This is a genomic window from Faecalispora anaeroviscerum, assembly GCF_947568225.1.
Taxonomy (GTDB): domain Bacteria; phylum Bacillota; class Clostridia; order Oscillospirales; family Acutalibacteraceae; genus Faecalispora; species Faecalispora anaeroviscerum.
In genome coordinates this window covers 2,657,221-2,672,961 of the sequence record NZ_CANOOQ010000001.1, presented here as the reverse complement: position 1 = coordinate 2,672,961, position 15,741 = coordinate 2,657,221, and the positions used below count along the sequence as shown (strand labels likewise).

Below are 15,741 nucleotides of genomic sequence, written 5' to 3'. Positions count from 1 at the left end.
CATGGCAGAAGAACGTCCGATTCTTGAGGTGCGTAACCTGAAGAAATACTTTAAAACTCCAAAGGGCATGCTGCATGCGGTGGACGACGTATCCTTCAGCATTCAACGCGGCAAAACGCTCGGCGTTGTGGGCGAAAGCGGCTGCGGAAAATCCACCACCGGGCGCGCGATTCTGCGGCTGCTTGAGCCCACCGCGGGCGAGGTGCTCTTTGAGGGCCGCGACATACTGGGGCTGAGCAAAGACGAAATGCGTAAGATGCGCCAGAAAATGCAGATCATCTTTCAGGACCCTTACTCCTCGCTGAATCCGCGCATGACGATCAGCGACATCATCGCGGAGCCGCTCCGGCTGCACAAGCTCTGTTCCGGCTCGGCAGACTGCGAGGGACAGGTGGAGCGCATCATGGAAACCGTCGGCCTGGCGGAGCGCCTGGTCAACAGCTATCCCCATGAACTCGACGGCGGACGGCGGCAGCGTGTGGGAATTGCCCGCGCTCTTGTTCTGCAGCCCAGCTTCATCGTCTGTGACGAGCCGGTTTCGGCTCTGGACGTTTCCATTCAGGCGCAGATTCTGAACCTGATGCAGGATTTACAGGAACAGATGCACCTGACGTATATTTTTATTACCCATAACCTTTCGGTCGTCAACCACCTGGCGGACGAAATCGCAGTGATGTATCTGGGGCAGGTGGTGGAAAAGGCACCCGCGGTCGAGCTGTTCGAGCACCCGCAGCACCCCTACACCAAGGCGCTGCTGGCGGCCATCCCGGTGCCGAGCCTGAAAAGGCGCACCGAGGTGCAGCCGCTGACGGGCGAAATTTCTTCCCCGATTGACCCGCCGCAATCGTGCCGCTTTGCCCCCCGCTGCCCCTATGCCTGCGGCCGCTGCGCCGAGGGCGTGCCGGAGTTGAGAAATTTGGGCGGCGAGCATTACGTGGCCTGCTGTTTGTGCCAGCAGTGACCCGTACATCACTGGAAAGGAGGAACACCTATGGATCAGAAACTGTATCAAAATCACCTTGCCATTCTGAAAAGTGAGCTGATTGTCGCGCTGGGCTGCACCGAGCCAATCGCCATCGCCTTTGCCGGCGCCAAGGCCCGGGAAACGCTCGGCCGGATGCCGGAGCACTGTCTGGTGCGGTGCAGCGGAAATATCATCAAGAACGTAAAGGGCGTTGTCGTGCCGAAGTCGAAGGGAATGCGGGGCATGGACGCGGCCGCGGCCCTCGGCATTGTGGGCGGCGACGCCGCGCAGGAGCTGGCGGTTCTGGAGAGCGTGACAGACGAGGATGTGGAAACGGTGCACCGTTTGCTGGCACAGGGCTTTTGCACCTGCGAGCTGGCAGAGGGAGTGGAAAACCTTTATATTTCCATCCTGGTAAGCGCAGAGGAGCACAGCGCGGAGGTAGAAATTAAAGACTACCACAACAACATTACAAAAGTAGTGAAGGACGGCGTTGTGCTGTATTCCAAGGAAGAGCAGGGCGAGGCCGCTGATGTGAAAAAGGGAGAGAAAGCTCTTCTGAATTTAAAAAATATCCTCGAATTTGCGGATTGTGTTAAAATGGAAGATATTGAAGAAACCATCGGGCGGCAGATCGCCTACAATACCGCTATTTCCGAAGAAGGCCTTAAAGACCCGTGGGGCGCTCAGGTTGGGCGCACACTCGTGGAAAACAGCCGGGAAGAAGACATTAAGGTGATCGCCGCAGCAGCGGCCGCCGCCGGAAGCGACGCCCGCATGAGTGGCTGCTCCCTGCCGGTGGTAATCAACAGCGGCAGCGGCAATCAGGGAATCACGATCACCATGCCGGTTGTGGCCTACGCCAAGCGATACAAGATTCCGAAGGAAAAAATGTACTCCGCCCTGTGTGTTGCGAATCTTGTCAGTATTCATCAGAAAAAGTATATCGGCAGTCTCTCGGCCTATTGCGGCGCCGTGAGTGCCGCGGCCGGGGCAGCCTGCGGGATCGCCTATATGAACGGCGCCGGCTACGACGAAATCAGTCAGACCATCACCAACACAATTTGCACCGCCGGCGGCATCGTCTGCGACGGAGCAAAATCCAGCTGCGCGGCAAAAATCGCGGCGTCAGTTACGGCGGCGCTCACCGGGTGGCAAATGGCAAGCAAGCAGCGGGTATTTCAGCCCGGCGAGGGTTTGGTGGAAGAGAATGTGGAGGACACGATCGCCAATGTTGGCCGGATGGGACGGGAAGGCATGCGCTCCACAGACGTGGAGATTCTGAACATGATGCTTGGAAACTAAGCTGCGCTTTCGATCACTTTAAAACGGGAACAGGAGCCAATCATGCCTCTACTCAAACTCTTTCACAGCAAACATCAGGCGGGCGTTTGTCTGATTCTTGTCTCCACGCTCGGGTTCGGGCTGATGCAGATTTTTGTATCGCTGACCAGCCGCCAGGTTCCCGTCATGGAACAGACCTTTTTTCGCAATCTGGTCTGCCTGATTGTCGTCGGCTGGATGACCACGCAGCAGCACGTCCCATTCTGGGGAGAACAGGAATACTGGCCCCACCTTTTTTTCCGCTCCTTGTTCGGGTTTTTGGGTGTCGTTTTTCTGTTCTATGCGCTGCGGAACGCCACGCAGGCCGATGTGACGATCGTTACAAAAACTGACGTGTTCGCAACGACAGCGGCTTCGGTAATTTTTTTAAAGGAAAAGATCACGAAGGTGCAGCTGGCTGTGATGCTCACAGCGTTTCTCGGCGCTTTTATTGCGGTGAACCCGACGTTTGATTCCTCCGCGCTGCCTCTGCTGGCCGCTCTCGGGAGCGCGCTGAGCAGCAGCGTTGCCTATGCCCTGCTGTCTTATTTTGCAGGCCGAGTCCACCCGCTGACGATCGTTCTAAATTTCTGTCTGTTCAGCACACTCGCGGGCGGCGCCCTGATGATCCCGAGCTTTGTCGTTCCCTCCCCGGCAGATTTGTTCTGCCTGCTGATGATCGGTGTATTCGCGGCCATCGGGCAGGTTACCATGACCTGCGCGTACCTTATGGCGCCCGCGGGAGAAATCAGTATTTACAGCCAGGCCGCGATTCTGATCAACGCTCTGCTGGGCCTGATCTTTCTGCAGGAAGTTCCGTCGCTTCGAACCATTTTGGGCGGCCTGTTGGTCGTCGCCGCCTCCATCGTCCTGTTCCTGTATAAGGAGCATCCAAAAAAAGGATCGAGCGCTGACGGATGATCTGTTTGACTGTGCCGGACGAAACTCTATGATCAAACAACGAACGGCAGGGAAACCCTTCAACTGGCTTCCCTGCCGTTTTTCTTTTTATTTCAAGCAGCGTTACCATAAAACGCATACAAAATGTGCCGGCCCTGCAAAATACGGTCGTTATTTTTCTCACAAGTGCTTTTTTTCACTCAAAACAGCCGGATGGTAACTTTTTACTTTCAAACCTATTTGACTTCCGGCTAAACTACGGTATAATAAAATTGCAAAATTAAAAGAATATTGCGTCGATTTTTGTCGCATTCATACTGTTTTCTTTTGAAACAGGAGAAACCGGAATTTCATTTCTACTGTTTTGTGAAAATTCGTATAAGAGATAGAAAGGGGGAGCGATGTATGGACTTTGGCAATGAGCTCACGCTGGAACAGCGGCAGATTCTGTCACAAAAGCAATTGCAGTCGCTGCAGATTCTGACCTGCAACAATCAGGAGCTGGATGATCTGCTGGCAGACGAATACGCGGAAAATCCAATGCTGGAGCACACCGGCCCCCAGCGGGATGATTTTATTACCAATATTGATACACTCTACGAAACCAGCTCTTCCTTCCCACAAGGCACGCCCTATGGGGAGGATGAAGACGAGGAACGCAAGAACGATATTCCTTCCGTACCTGCCGATGTTTTAAAAAAAGAACTCTTGATGCAGCTGAGCCGCGACCGCTATTCCGTCGAGGAGTGGCGGTTGTTCCCCTTGCTGATCGACTGTCTCGACGACTCCGGTTTTTTCCCGTGGGACACAGGCGAAATCGCGCTCTTGGCCCGCTGCCCGGAATCAATGGTGCAGCGATGTCTGGAAACCTTAAAGCAGCTCGAACCGATCGGCATTTTCTCAAAGGATCTTTCAGAGTGTCTTCTCAGGCAGCTCGAGCACCAGGGCTGCGAGGACCCGATTATGCTGACGATCATACGGGATCACCTTCCCGATATTTTAAAAGGGCAGATCAGCAATGTGTCGCGCTCTTTGCATTTGAGCACCGCCGCCGTGCGCAAATACCTTCTGCAGATCGGCAAGCTGAATCCGCGCCCCATTATGAACGCGCAGGAAACGCAGACGGAATATATTGTTCCGGATATTCTGGTTACGCGCAAAAACGAGGAATGGGGTATTGCCATCAACGACAAATGGATGGGCCGGTATCAGCTGAACGAGTATTATATCCGCATGATGAAGAGCTCCGCCGACAGCGAGCTAAACTCGTATTTCCGCAATCACTTGGAACGCGCCCGGTTTCTGCTCCGCTGTGTGGAGCAGCGCCGTACTACGATTCTCAGCATCACCAAAGAGATTCTTGCCCGACAGCAGCCCTATTTTCTAAATCAGGGCGGTCTAACCTCCATGACGATGCAGCAGGTAGCCGAGGCGCTGCAGATTCACCCATCGACTGTCAGCCGTGCCATCCGGGGAAAATATCTGCAATTCCAGTACGGCTCCGTCCGAATGAAGGATTTGTTCGTCACAGGCGGCAGCGAACAGAAAAAAGCCGGTGGGTCTTCTCTGGATGCTGTTCGGGAGCAAATTCGGGATTTGATCGCGGGTGAGGATAAATCTGCCCCATACAGCGATCTTACTCTGGTTGCCGAACTGGAAAAACGAGGGATTCAAATTTCCCGCAGAACGATTGCAAAATACCGCGGTGAAATGGGGATTCCCAATTCCGATCAACGTCGGTATTTTTCCTGAGCCTTCCGGTGCAAATTTGTCTGCCGGCGGTTTTGCCTCTACCCGTTCAGACAATTTGTTACCGTTCCCTGCCGCAGGCTGCGCCCGTAGCAGGGAAAAGCCTCCCGCAAAGCTGATGCTTTGCGGGAGGCTTTTCATTATGGACCGCTATGTTCTCTTTGCACCCGTAAGCCGACTCCGTCGGCGCTCCTGTCGTTCCTTGGTATCAGTCAAATTACCAAATCATGTACTTTTCCGCCTGCTGACGCAGCTCATCGCGAAAATCCGGGTGTGCAATGTTGATCAAGGCCTCTACGCGCCGGCTTACATTTAACCCGCGCAGCCAGGCAATCCCGTATTCGGTCACCACATAGTCCGTGTCGTTTCGGGACGTAGTGACGACCGCGCCCTCCTGCAAAAACGGCACGATCTTGGAGTGAAGTTGCTTTTTGCCGGTGGCATCCGTTGTGGTATAGGTGGAGTGCATGGCAATAATCGACTTTCCTCCGGGGGACATCTGGGCACCCTGCACCGTTTCTGATTGTCCGCCGGTGCCGGACCACTGGGTATGGCCAACGGTTTCAGACGCGCATTGGCCGGTCAGGTCAACCTCCAGCGTAGCGTTCACGGAAACAAATTTGTTGTTTCGTCCAATGGTATACGGGTCATTGGTGAATGTGCAGGATTTGAACAGAACAGAAGGATTGTTGTCGATGTAATCATACAGCCGCTTGCTGCCCAGTGTAAAGGAGCAAACCGAATATCCATTCAGCAAACCCTTCTGCGAATTATCCACCGCGCCGCACTCAATCAGATCTATCATCGTTTCTGTAAACATTTCTGTATGGATTCCCAAATGCCGTTTCGTTTTCAGCTCCGCCGCCACCGCATTTGGAATATTGCCGATGCCCAGCTGAATGGTGGAGCCATCCTCCACCAGAGATGCAATATGTTTTCCGATTGCGGCGTCCGTTTCGGTATAGGGCACCAGGTTGCTGATGGGGATGGGTCGGTCTGACTCCACAATTGCCGCTATTTCAGAAACATGAACCTGTGTGTCGCCAAAGGTACGGGGAAAATTGGGGTTCACCTCAACAATGGCAATCGCCCCCCCATTGATGAGGTCGCGCTCATAAATGGCGCTGACAGACAAGGACATATAACCGTGCTTGTCCATGGGAGATACGGTAGCCAGCACAACCGGTCGGCGGCCTTCATAAGCGATACGGTCAAGGGTTTTACGCAGAACGGAGGTGGAGCTTTGAGGTGAGTTGCTCACCAGCTTTTTCTTCTGGGCGTCGCGCAAACCGGCGCTGAAAAACCAGCCGTTATGGGACATGATCCCCTGCATTTCAGGGTCCTTGAACGCCTCATAATATTTCAGAGGGAGGCAGGTGTTCAGAACGGTGTTTTTTACGCCGGTCTCTTTCAGGTGCTGAAGACGTTCAAGAATGGCCTGGGGCTCCCCTGTTGCCTGAGCAGAAAACATATAGTCGCCGTCGCGAATCAATTCCAGTGCCTGTTCGGCGGTCATCCGCTTTTCACGATATTCTTGTTCCAATGATTTCATAAGATAGCTCCTTTCAATCGGCAAACTCCGCAATCAAAGAATTGCGGCTGTATCGGCCCGGTCACTGCTTTTTTTCTTTGGATACACGGCCGGTTTCCGGGAGGAGGAACGAGCCGAGGAAGAAGGTTGCGCTCATCACCAGCGCTATGGTCAGCCCGGCCGAATACCCGGACTTGTCGATCACAACGCCGATCAGATAATATGCTACGGATTCGATTACATAGGACAATGCCCAGAACAAGCCCATAATGGTAGTCAGCTTGGCGGGGGTCATGTTCGGCAATTCCTGCGGAATCGTCATGAGCGAGGTAATCGGCAGAAACATAAACATACCAATGGCAAACGCGGCTATCATGGAAAGCATCCCGCTGCTGGTATAAAACATCAGTACGCCGAACAGGGTCATCGCCAAACCGCTCCAGCGGATTACGGGTAATCGCCTGAAGTATACCTTAGCCAGCAGAATCGCCAGAATTGAGCCGACAACACCGCCTGCCGCCACCAGTATGCTGAGAGTTTTGGAGTTGATTGCGGTTGCGCCGGAAATCGGAAAAATGTTGAGCAGCACAATATAGAACGTGAGCAGCCCAGAATAGGTAAACGGTAAGAACCAATTGAATTTTTCTTTTAGCGCATCTCCTGCCGTATATTTCTCGGCCACAGCGCCGGAAGAACGGTTCATCTCAAAGTCTTGACCCAAAACAGGCCATGCAAGGAACAACACGCCACTAATCGCCGCAAAAAACGCCATGCTGTACTGCCAGGTTTCCAGCCACCGGATGACGGGACCAACGATCAGCATTGCGAGAATTCCGCCGACATTGTAGGCCACGCCGTTGAGCGCATTGACGGTTGGACGCTTTTCGGGCGTAAAATAGTGGATGACCATCGGGCTGAAATAAACCACATACAGCGCGCCACCAAAGCCCATGCAAAAACGGCCTAAAATAAAAATCCAATACTGAGGCGCCAAAACAGCCAGCGCACTGCCCGCAACAATTAATCCGGAACCAAGCCCAATTGCCTTTTTGGGGAACAGCTTAATCAGAATACCGGCGGCCATAAAATTGCCAATGATTTTTGCAATAGTGATGGCATTGGAAATGAGGGTTGCCGACGCAAATGACTCCAGCTTAAAATATTTCATAATTTGCGGCGTCAGGGTGCTGCCGGCAATCCAATTGACTGCAAAAAATGCGTATGTAAAAAACATAACCATTTCAATCAGTATTGCCCTGGTTGAAGATACTTTTATTCTTTGCTCTTCCATGAAGTATTCTCCTTTCACTTGTGTGCAGACGCACCCAAGCTGTGATTTCAGTTACTTCGTTTGCTTTGGCCAAAGCATTTTTGCACCGTCATCATAGCATGGTGATTTTCAAAAGAGAAATACCACTTTTTCATGCCGCCATGAAGTAATTTCATACACATACTACATTTTCATCGCTGTTTTTTATAAAAAATTAGAGATTTTCATTGTAAAAATTCAAGATTTATGGCTTGCAGACTGGCTTTTTCAGCTTTTTGAGAAAATACCGTGAACGCTCCCCTTTTTGAATATAGCCCTACGCAGCACAGTCAACAAAACATCAATTTCCCAATAAGAAAAAAAGTGGGGATTGAAGCAAAGGTAATTTACTGTATAATAAAGTCAGAAGAGAATAATTGAGGAGGAGATTCCCCAATGACTATGATTCAGCTGTCTTATTATGTGGAAGTGGTCAATCAGCATCATTTTACAAGGGCGGCTGAGAAGCTTTTCGTCAGCCAATCAACCCTGAGCAAAGCCATTCGCGCATTGGAGAATGAATTTCAAGTGGAATTCATCAACCGCCGGGCGAAAGACTTACTGGTTACAGCGGACGGCCTGGTATTTTACGAATACGCAACCAAGCTGCTGGAATATTATAATGCGCAGACACAGGAGCTGTATCAGCATCTGCACTGCGCAAATGGCACGTTGAGGCTTGGTCTTCCCCCAACAGCCGGAACGATCTATTTTTCTTCTCTGCTGTATCAGTTTCGCGACGCTTACCCGGAAACCATTTTAAAGATTACGGAGAGCACCTCTAAATCGGTACTGGAGCTGGTAGACGAGGGGACGCTTGATCTGGGAGTGGTGATTGAGCCGTTTTCAGACAGCAAGTTTTTCAGCCAAATTGTTTACACCTCGGAAGCCGTATTGGTGGTTTCCAAGCAGCATCCACTTGCCGCCAAACAGTGTGTGGAGTTCCGGGAGCTTAAGCCGGAGCGTTTTCTCATGGTCACTCCGGACTATATGTATCACGATCGTGTGCTGGAGCGCTGCCAAACCGCAGGCTTTGTTCCAAACATCGTTTTTGAAAGCTCTCAATGGGATTTGCTGCTGGAGATGGTTTCAAACAATCAGGGAATCAGCATATTACCCAAGCCGTTGATTGATAAGGTTTACAGTGACCGTGTACACCAAATTCACTTGAAAAACCCGGAGTTTTCTTGGGCTCTCTCTGTCATATACCGAAAAGACAAATTTATTACCGTGCCCATGCAGCGCTTTTTGAAGCTGTGTGACAAAGCGCAGCAGTCCTCGACCATGCAGCCGCAAAGCAAACAAAATTCCACATATGATTAAAAAAGGGCTTTCCCCACAGGAAAAGCCCTCAGCTTGTAGACAAAAAGCAACCAACACCTCTATTCAATATGGTATCAAAAACCATACGGGCAGGAGTATTTCTATTTGCTGCGCATAAGAGGTTTATCGAAATTTTGCGCCTTTAATTTGGTGATTATTCACAATTTATGCTTTACTCTCTTTGGTATTGACATCAATTACTGACGAGAGTACAATAATAAAAACAGATTGATATTTTTCTGGCAAATTAAAATAAAGGAGGCTTTTTTATGGCAAATATCATTGGCAGCCCGGAACGTTATATTCAGGGCAGAGGTGTTCTGAAAGAACTGTGCAAGCATGTGGAACGCATCGGCAAGGCGCCTTTTATTCTGGTAAGTGCATCCGGGAAAAAGCGTGTGGAGGCTCCGATTGCGGAGGGCGCAAAGGAACACAATACCCAGTTGACCTATGAAGTGTTTGGCGGAGAATGCTGCCGTACCGAGATCAACCGTTTGATCAAAGCTTACGAGGCCTCGGGCAGCGACGTTATCGTCGGCATCGGCGGCGGCAAAATTCACGACACGGCCAAAGCGGTTGCGCACTACACCAACTCGCCGGTTGTGATCGTCCCCACCATCGCCGCGACAGATGCCCCCTGCAGCGCACTGTCTGTTATTTACACAGACGACGGCGTGTTTGAGGAATATTTGTTCCTGCCGAAAAGCCCCAACATTGTGCTGGTTGATATTGATATTATCAGCAAAGCGCCCGCAAGACTGCTGGTCTCTGGCATGGGCGACGCTTTGGCTACTTATTATGAGGCCCGCGCCTGCAAGCAGTCTGACGGACCGAACTTCCTCGGCGGAAAATGCACCGTTACCTCCATGGCGATTGCGCGGTTGTGCTACGACACGCTGCTGGCCGATGGCCTGAAGGCTCTGATTTCTGTAAAAGCAGGTTCCTGCAGCAAAGCGCTGGAAAACATTGTAGAAGCAAACACCTACCTCTCCGGCATCGGGTTTGAAAGCTGCGGTATCGCCGCCGCCCACGCAATTCACAACGGTTTTACCGCAATAGAAGAAACCCATCATTTCTATCACGGCGAAAAGGTCGCAATCGGCACGCTTTCTCAGCTGGTGCTGGAAAACGTGAGTAAGGCGGAACTGGATGAGGTTTACGGCTTCTGCCTGGATGTCGGTCTGCCCACTACGCTTTCTGATCTGGGAATTCAGGAGGTCAACCGTGAGCAGCTGATGAAGGTTGCCGAGCTGGCCTGCTCCCCGAACGATACCATGGGCAACATGCCCTTCGCTGTCACCCCGCAGATGGTTTGCGATGCGATTATCAGTGCGGATGCACTCGGCCATTACTACAAGGAGCAGCGCGCAAAGGCATAATTTTAATACCCATTCTCTTTTGAATCTATCCACAAAAGGCAGATGTATCCTTTGGTACATCTGCCTTTTTCAGTGAATCTTGTACAGACCGGCCGCTGGTGTCAATCCACACCGAACGACGCTTCTGTTTTTTTGTAAAGAGGGGGGAAATCTGGTGAATGGAAAAAACCGCAGGCTGACGCCCTGCGGTTTTTTCCAATAAAGACTATCTTTCAGCAAGATGAAAGTGTCCTGCCTTTACAGACCGAGTTTTGCTGCCTGTGTCATAATTGCCTTAGCAATTGGCCCGGCGGAGGTGCGCCCGTAATTCCCCTCCTCCACCACAACGGCGAAGGCATAGGGCGTTTTGGTGTCGGAGGAAAAACCGACCATCCATCCGTTCGGTTTCTTGCCGCCGCCAACCTCAGCTGTGCCTGTTTTAGCGCACACGCTCATGCCGGGAAACATATCATCACCGTAATCGCTGGTCACGTTGTAACGCATGAGCTGCTCCAGGGTTTGGGCGGTAGTGGGCTTAACTAGCTGAGTTCCCAGCTCCGTTTTGCCCTGCTGCTGCACAATCCCCAAGGTACTTTTGACCTGCTTGATGAAATAGGGCTGCACCGGCGTTCCACCATTTGCAATCGCCCCCATGAGCAGCATCATATGGTACGGGTTCGTCATATCGGTGTGCTGGCCAATCCCCGACCACGCCAGCGCCTGCTGTTCCGCACCCTTAACATCGTATTTGCTTTTAGAGGTATCGATTCCGTCGACGGAAAAGCTGCGGTTAAAGCCCATCGTATTGGCTTCTGCCGTCATCTTATCCGCACCAAGCTCCATAGCCAGCTGCGCGAACGCCACATTGCAGGATTTTGCCAGTGCTTCCTTGACATTGATGGTCCCGTGCGCATCGGTGCAGGTGATTTTGTTGCCATTGACCGTAATGCTGCCCTTACAGGTAAAGGTCTGAGTGTCCCAATCCGACAGATTTTCAATCGCGGCAGCGGTTGTGACGACTTTAAAGATCGAGCCGGGAGTATAGCTTGCGGAAAGCACCTTGTTCAGATAGGCCCCCTGATATTGGGAATTGGTGTCGATGTCCTTCGGCACATTCGCGGGGTCAAAATCCGGCGTGCTGACCATCACCAGCATTTCACCGGTTTTGTAGTTATACATTGCCACCGCACCGCGGCGGCCGTCGAGCTTATTGTATGCGGTTTTGGAAAGATCGGAGGATAGCGTCAGCGTAATGTCGCTGCCCAAGCGCTTACCCGTAGGCGAGGTCAGCCCGGTAATGAGATTGTACCCGCCAATTTCGGAACGGTAGCGGTACTGAACCCCGGTAGAAATATAGCCGTTGGTGTCCCCCACGGCATGCACCATCGCACGGCGGGTCGTTTCGTCGCTGCTGTACACTCGCTTGCCGTTTTCGCTTTTTGCCAGCACCACGCTGCTGCGGTCCAGCACGTCGCCGGCCGTGGTCAACTGGCTGTCGCCGGATGCATATTTATTGAATGGCTGCATGGCCCACGAGCCGCCATCCGTCACAAATCCGAACAAAAACACACCCATACCCACAAAGAAGCCCAGCACCATCAAATAGAGGACGCCGGCTCTGCCCCCAGTTGTTTTCATGTGCTTTTCCTCCTCCTTGCGGCATACGTTCTTTCATCCGATGCCTTGATGAACGCCAGTAGTCCCCACACAGACACCATACTGGAGCCGCCCGCGCTGAGGAAAGGCAGCGTGACGCCGGTCAGCGGGAGAACATCCGTTGCGCCGAAAATATTCAGCGCCGCCTGAAATAACAGCATACCAGCCGCCGAACAAGCCGCAATGGAATAAAAGGTGGATCGGCTGCGGGTCGCGTCAAGCTTGGTGTATACCGACAGCATCACAATGCACAGCGTAACCACAACCGCCAGAACCAGGCCCAGCTCCTCGCAGATCATGCCAAACATTAAATCGCTGGTTCCGGCAAACACGTTCTTTAAATAACCTTGTCCCATTCCCGCGCCGAACAAACCGCCGCTGGCGGTGTAAGAAAGCACACGGGTCTGCTGGTAGCCGGTGCCGTCTGAAAACTCCCATACATGCCGCCACGCGGCGAACCGGTCTGCAATATAGGGCTTAAATTGCAAAATCATAAACGCGCCCAAAGCGGCGGCCGAACAGGCCAGAATCACTGTTCTGAGACTGCCGGAGCGCATAAAAGAAATCAGCAGAAATGTGATAAAAAAGATGGACGCGGTACCGAAATCCTTCATCAAAAACAGCGAGCCGATGCAGATTCCCGAAAACACCAGGAATTCCGTCAAATTCTTGGCCGTCTGCAAACGGTCGAGTGAAGAAGCCCCCGCAAATACAAACGCAATTTTAATGAACTCCGACGGCTGAATCGTAACCGACCCAAGGCTAATCCAGTTTTTCGCCCCATGAGAGGCCACGCCAAACGCCAGGTTTACGGCGAACAAGACCACCGCGAATAATCCGATTGCAAGGCGCCACTTGGTTACGCGGTCCAGATCACCCAGAAAGGAAATCAGCAGGCCATACAGGATCATACCGCCGGCCAGCCCGGCAAGCTGCGTATAGGCCAGCTTTACATCCGCACCGGCAAGCAGCATGATTCCGATTCCACTGAGCAGAAAGCCGATCGTTTCTAGTTCAAAGCTGACATGGTGACGTACCCTCATAAAATAGTAATACAGTCCCCACTCCAGAGCAGCCAGCGCACCGAACGGAATCAGCGGCTGCCAGGCAAACGCCTCTCCACCAAAACAGAGCTGCGCCGCCAGAAAAATCTGAATCAAAAACACAGTACTCATCAAGCCAAACGGCGACGGCAGACGGCGATCAGATTGAAACAAGGCGCGCTTCTTTTTAAAGTCGCTTTCATTGGCTCGTTTGAGCATCAGGGCAGTCGAACCCATGGCGATGACATCCCCCGGCATCACAGACAGGGTTGGAGTCGCTTTTGTCCCGTTGACAAACGTTCCCGACTTAGAATTCGTATCTGTAACCAGCCAACCGGCTTCCCGGCGCATCAGCACCGCATGGTCGCGGCTTGCTGTATTATCCGGCAGAACAATGTCGCAGCTGCGGCTGCGACCGATTGAATTTTCCCAATACAACACCGGCAGCTTCACATGCGTCGTCATTTCCTCCAGGATAATGACCGGATCTTCTCGACGGCGGCCACGGCGAAGCGACACAAAGCAGCGCCACAGTACTACAAGAGACAGCACCGGTATCAGCACCCGCAGTGCAAACAGGATGACAGTCAGCGCAGTCCCCAAAAACTCCATAATCTGGGCCAGCAAGGGAATCCCCCTTTCTTCGTTCCAATACGCCTTTTCCTCTTTTTCGAATAATCGGAAAAAAGAGGAAAAACGCAACATCTGAACGATATTATACCCCGAAATCAGGCGAAAGTAAATGAACAAAGCTTTTACAAAAGATAACGGTTTTGAAAGAAATGAGGAGCAATATGGAATCCGCAGCGACTGCAGATCAAAGAAAAAAACGAGCATTCCAGCGGCATGGTGGTAGCCGATGCAAAAAGGCGGAGCCTGCTGCGCATGGTAGGCCGGGCCGCCCTGAATACACAAAACTCAAAAAATCTCCTCCGTCTTTCGGCGGGGGAGATTTTTCTGTTTTCCATTGAAGATCAGTATCAGCCCTTTGCAAAAAAGCGGGCGAACAGCTCGTCCTGCTCCGGCAGGTGCGTTACATAACCAATGGCAATTTTCCCATGTGTCAGGGCAATGAGTTCTTTGGTCTTTTCCTCGCCGAACGCGCCGCAAAGCTCCACGGCTCCAAAGCCTTCCTGTTCCAGCTCCGCTAGCTTTTGGCGTGCCTGCTGATCGTTCTTCACCGTAAAAATGCAGGTAATTTGCTTTTCTGTTTCAAAACAAACCTGATGCTGCTCCGGTGTGTAATGTTCTCCCATCAAAACAAACGCAAACTTCTTTTTCACAGCAATTCCTCCTATTTTAGTGTTTAGTGTTTTCTTCTGGATTAGAGCTGCCGGCCCAAAATAAAAGCGACAGCTACTTGTTCCAATAACGTGCCCGCTGTTCCGGGGTCAGCGACTGGGCAAAGGTACTCTTCAGCAACAGGAAATGCTCCAGCTCGTTAAAAATGTGCAGCAGGGCAGCGCGATCCTCAAATTCCTCACGAGTGCGGGGCAGCTCGCTGGCGCGGAATTCCGCGCGGATTTTATTCGCATCATCGAGCAGCGCCGCCGCATTATTCGATTCGCCGAAGGTGGAAGAAATCCTGCGCAGAAACTCGGCAATCTGCTCCGCCTGAGACGGAGCTCCGTTGAGCCGCAGAAGGCCGATCTGAATGCGCTGAAGAACCCGAAACTGGTTGGTACGCATGTCGATGTACTCCCGGTAATAGTTCAGGTCGAGGGTCAGCGCATTATCAGCAGCCCGGTTCGCCTGCGCACGCGCTTGCTCCAACAGGTGCTCCAGCTCAGAAAGCTTCGGCAACTGGGTAACCGATTGCTCCTGCACTGCGTCTGCAATTTGATCCAGTACCCGGCAGATGGCAGAATCGATCTCTCCCTGCGCTTTGCGAATCGCATGGAGTCCGACCGGTAAAAACAGGTTCAGCAGAATACCAATGCCGGCACCGATCACAAGGAGCAGCAGCTCGTTGCCAATCAGCCCGAGTGCCATCGAGCGCTCTACCCAATAATGGGTGACCAACACCGAACACATGGCGATATCCGCAGCGGCAGAAAAGGTATGGCACAGCGTAACAAACGCGAGTAGATAAACACCGAGGGCAGCAACCGTATAGCCCAGCAGCCCGAAGCTGCAAAAGGCAATCAGTGTCGCCGCCAGAAAGATCGGGATGCGCCGGCCGGCAGTCATCAGCGTTTCTTTTTTCGTTTCCTGCAGACTGAGCAGCATGATGATCCCGGCAGCCGTAGGGTACTGAAGCCCCAGCGCGAGAGCCACAGTGATGGCAGCGCTGGCCCCTACGGCCGCCTTTATCGCCTTGATCCATGCCGATTTGACCAAAGTTTTCAAGCGCATCCCACCTACCTGTTTTCTCAAGGTTCCGGAGCGCCGCAAATCAAAGTTCACGGTAGGCCGGCATTTACAGTATTTTGTTTCTATTATATGGAGTTGAAACCGCAATTTCAATAGCTTCTCTCTGACCACGCCCTGAAAAACAGCAAAAAGTGCATGGAACCGTTTTTCAGCGGTCAATCCATGCACTTTCTATCATAAGCGAGGCAGAATGAAGCCCGCTGGTCTGCACC

12 protein-coding genes are annotated in these 15,741 nt (G+C 52.2%); 6 read left to right on the top strand and 6 right to left on the bottom strand.

The features are described 5' to 3' along the window. The first annotated feature begins 1 nt into the window (after position 1). The 4 genes from QOS46_RS13085 to rpoN all read left to right on the top strand — a co-directional run bounded on the left by QOS46_RS13085 (position 2) and on the right by rpoN (position 4,939). Positions 2-961, top strand: a complete 960-nt coding sequence (locus tag QOS46_RS13085) for an ABC transporter ATP-binding protein (protein WP_283610390.1) — start codon at positions 2-4, stop codon at positions 959-961. Positions 962-991: 30 nt separating this feature from the next. Beyond that, on the top strand, positions 992-2,269 hold the full coding sequence (locus tag QOS46_RS13080) for an L-cysteine desulfidase family protein (RefSeq protein ID WP_283610388.1): 1,278 nt from the start codon (positions 992-994) through the stop codon (positions 2,267-2,269). Between the two features lie 42 nt (positions 2,270-2,311). After that, positions 2,312-3,208 carry a DMT family transporter gene (locus tag QOS46_RS13075; protein ID WP_283610387.1) on the top strand — a complete coding sequence of 299 codons (897 nt, stop codon included), beginning with the start codon at positions 2,312-2,314 and terminating at the stop codon, positions 3,206-3,208. 384 nt (positions 3,209-3,592) lie between these two features. Beyond that, entirely contained in the window at positions 3,593-4,939 is a 1,347-nt protein-coding gene (gene rpoN / locus QOS46_RS13070; RefSeq protein WP_283610385.1) for an RNA polymerase factor sigma-54, read from the top strand. 214 nt (positions 4,940-5,153) lie between these two features. On the opposite strand, the gene QOS46_RS13065 is transcribed toward rpoN, so the two are convergent. Then, positions 5,154-6,488, bottom strand: a complete 1,335-nt coding sequence (locus QOS46_RS13065) for an acetyl-CoA hydrolase/transferase family protein (RefSeq protein ID WP_283610382.1) — start codon at positions 6,486-6,488, stop codon at positions 5,154-5,156. Between the two features lie 61 nt (positions 6,489-6,549). Continuing rightward, on the bottom strand, positions 6,550-7,758 hold the full coding sequence (locus tag QOS46_RS13060; RefSeq protein ID WP_283610380.1) for an MFS transporter: 1,209 nt from the start codon (positions 7,756-7,758) through the stop codon (positions 6,550-6,552). 414 nt (positions 7,759-8,172) lie between these two features. Here QOS46_RS13060 and QOS46_RS13055 point away from each other — a divergent pair, with 414 nt between their 5' ends. Both QOS46_RS13055 and QOS46_RS13050 read left to right on the top strand, forming a co-directional pair. Next, positions 8,173-9,099 (top strand): LysR family transcriptional regulator, encoded by a 927-nt coding sequence (locus tag QOS46_RS13055; protein ID WP_283610378.1) that lies wholly within the window; start codon positions 8,173-8,175, stop codon positions 9,097-9,099. 269 nt (positions 9,100-9,368) lie between these two features. Beyond that, entirely contained in the window at positions 9,369-10,478 is a 1,110-nt protein-coding gene (locus QOS46_RS13050) for a glycerol dehydrogenase (RefSeq protein ID WP_283610376.1), read from the top strand. A 237-nt stretch (positions 10,479-10,715) separates the two neighbouring features. On the opposite strand, the gene QOS46_RS13045 is transcribed toward QOS46_RS13050, so the two are convergent. From QOS46_RS13045 to QOS46_RS13030, 4 genes are all read right to left on the bottom strand, one after another. Further along, positions 10,716-12,095: a penicillin-binding transpeptidase domain-containing protein gene (locus QOS46_RS13045; protein WP_283610374.1), complete on the bottom strand. Its 1,380-nt coding sequence runs from the start codon at positions 12,093-12,095 to the stop codon at positions 10,716-10,718. Continuing rightward, complete coding sequence (locus QOS46_RS13040; protein WP_283610373.1) at positions 12,092-14,071, bottom strand: FtsW/RodA/SpoVE family cell cycle protein; 1,980 nt, start codon at positions 14,069-14,071, stop codon at positions 12,092-12,094. Before QOS46_RS13040 ends, QOS46_RS13045 begins: the two co-directional genes overlap by 4 nt. 65 nt (positions 14,072-14,136) lie before the next feature. Next, a complete protein-coding gene (locus QOS46_RS13035) occupies positions 14,137-14,439 on the bottom strand; it encodes a DUF6506 family protein (protein ID WP_283610372.1) in 303 nt (100 codons plus the stop codon). 73 nt (positions 14,440-14,512) lie between these two features. Then, positions 14,513-15,511 carry an aromatic acid exporter family protein gene (locus QOS46_RS13030; RefSeq protein ID WP_283610371.1) on the bottom strand — a complete coding sequence of 333 codons (999 nt, stop codon included), beginning with the start codon at positions 15,509-15,511 and terminating at the stop codon, positions 14,513-14,515. Positions 15,512-15,741 lie beyond the last annotated feature (230 nt).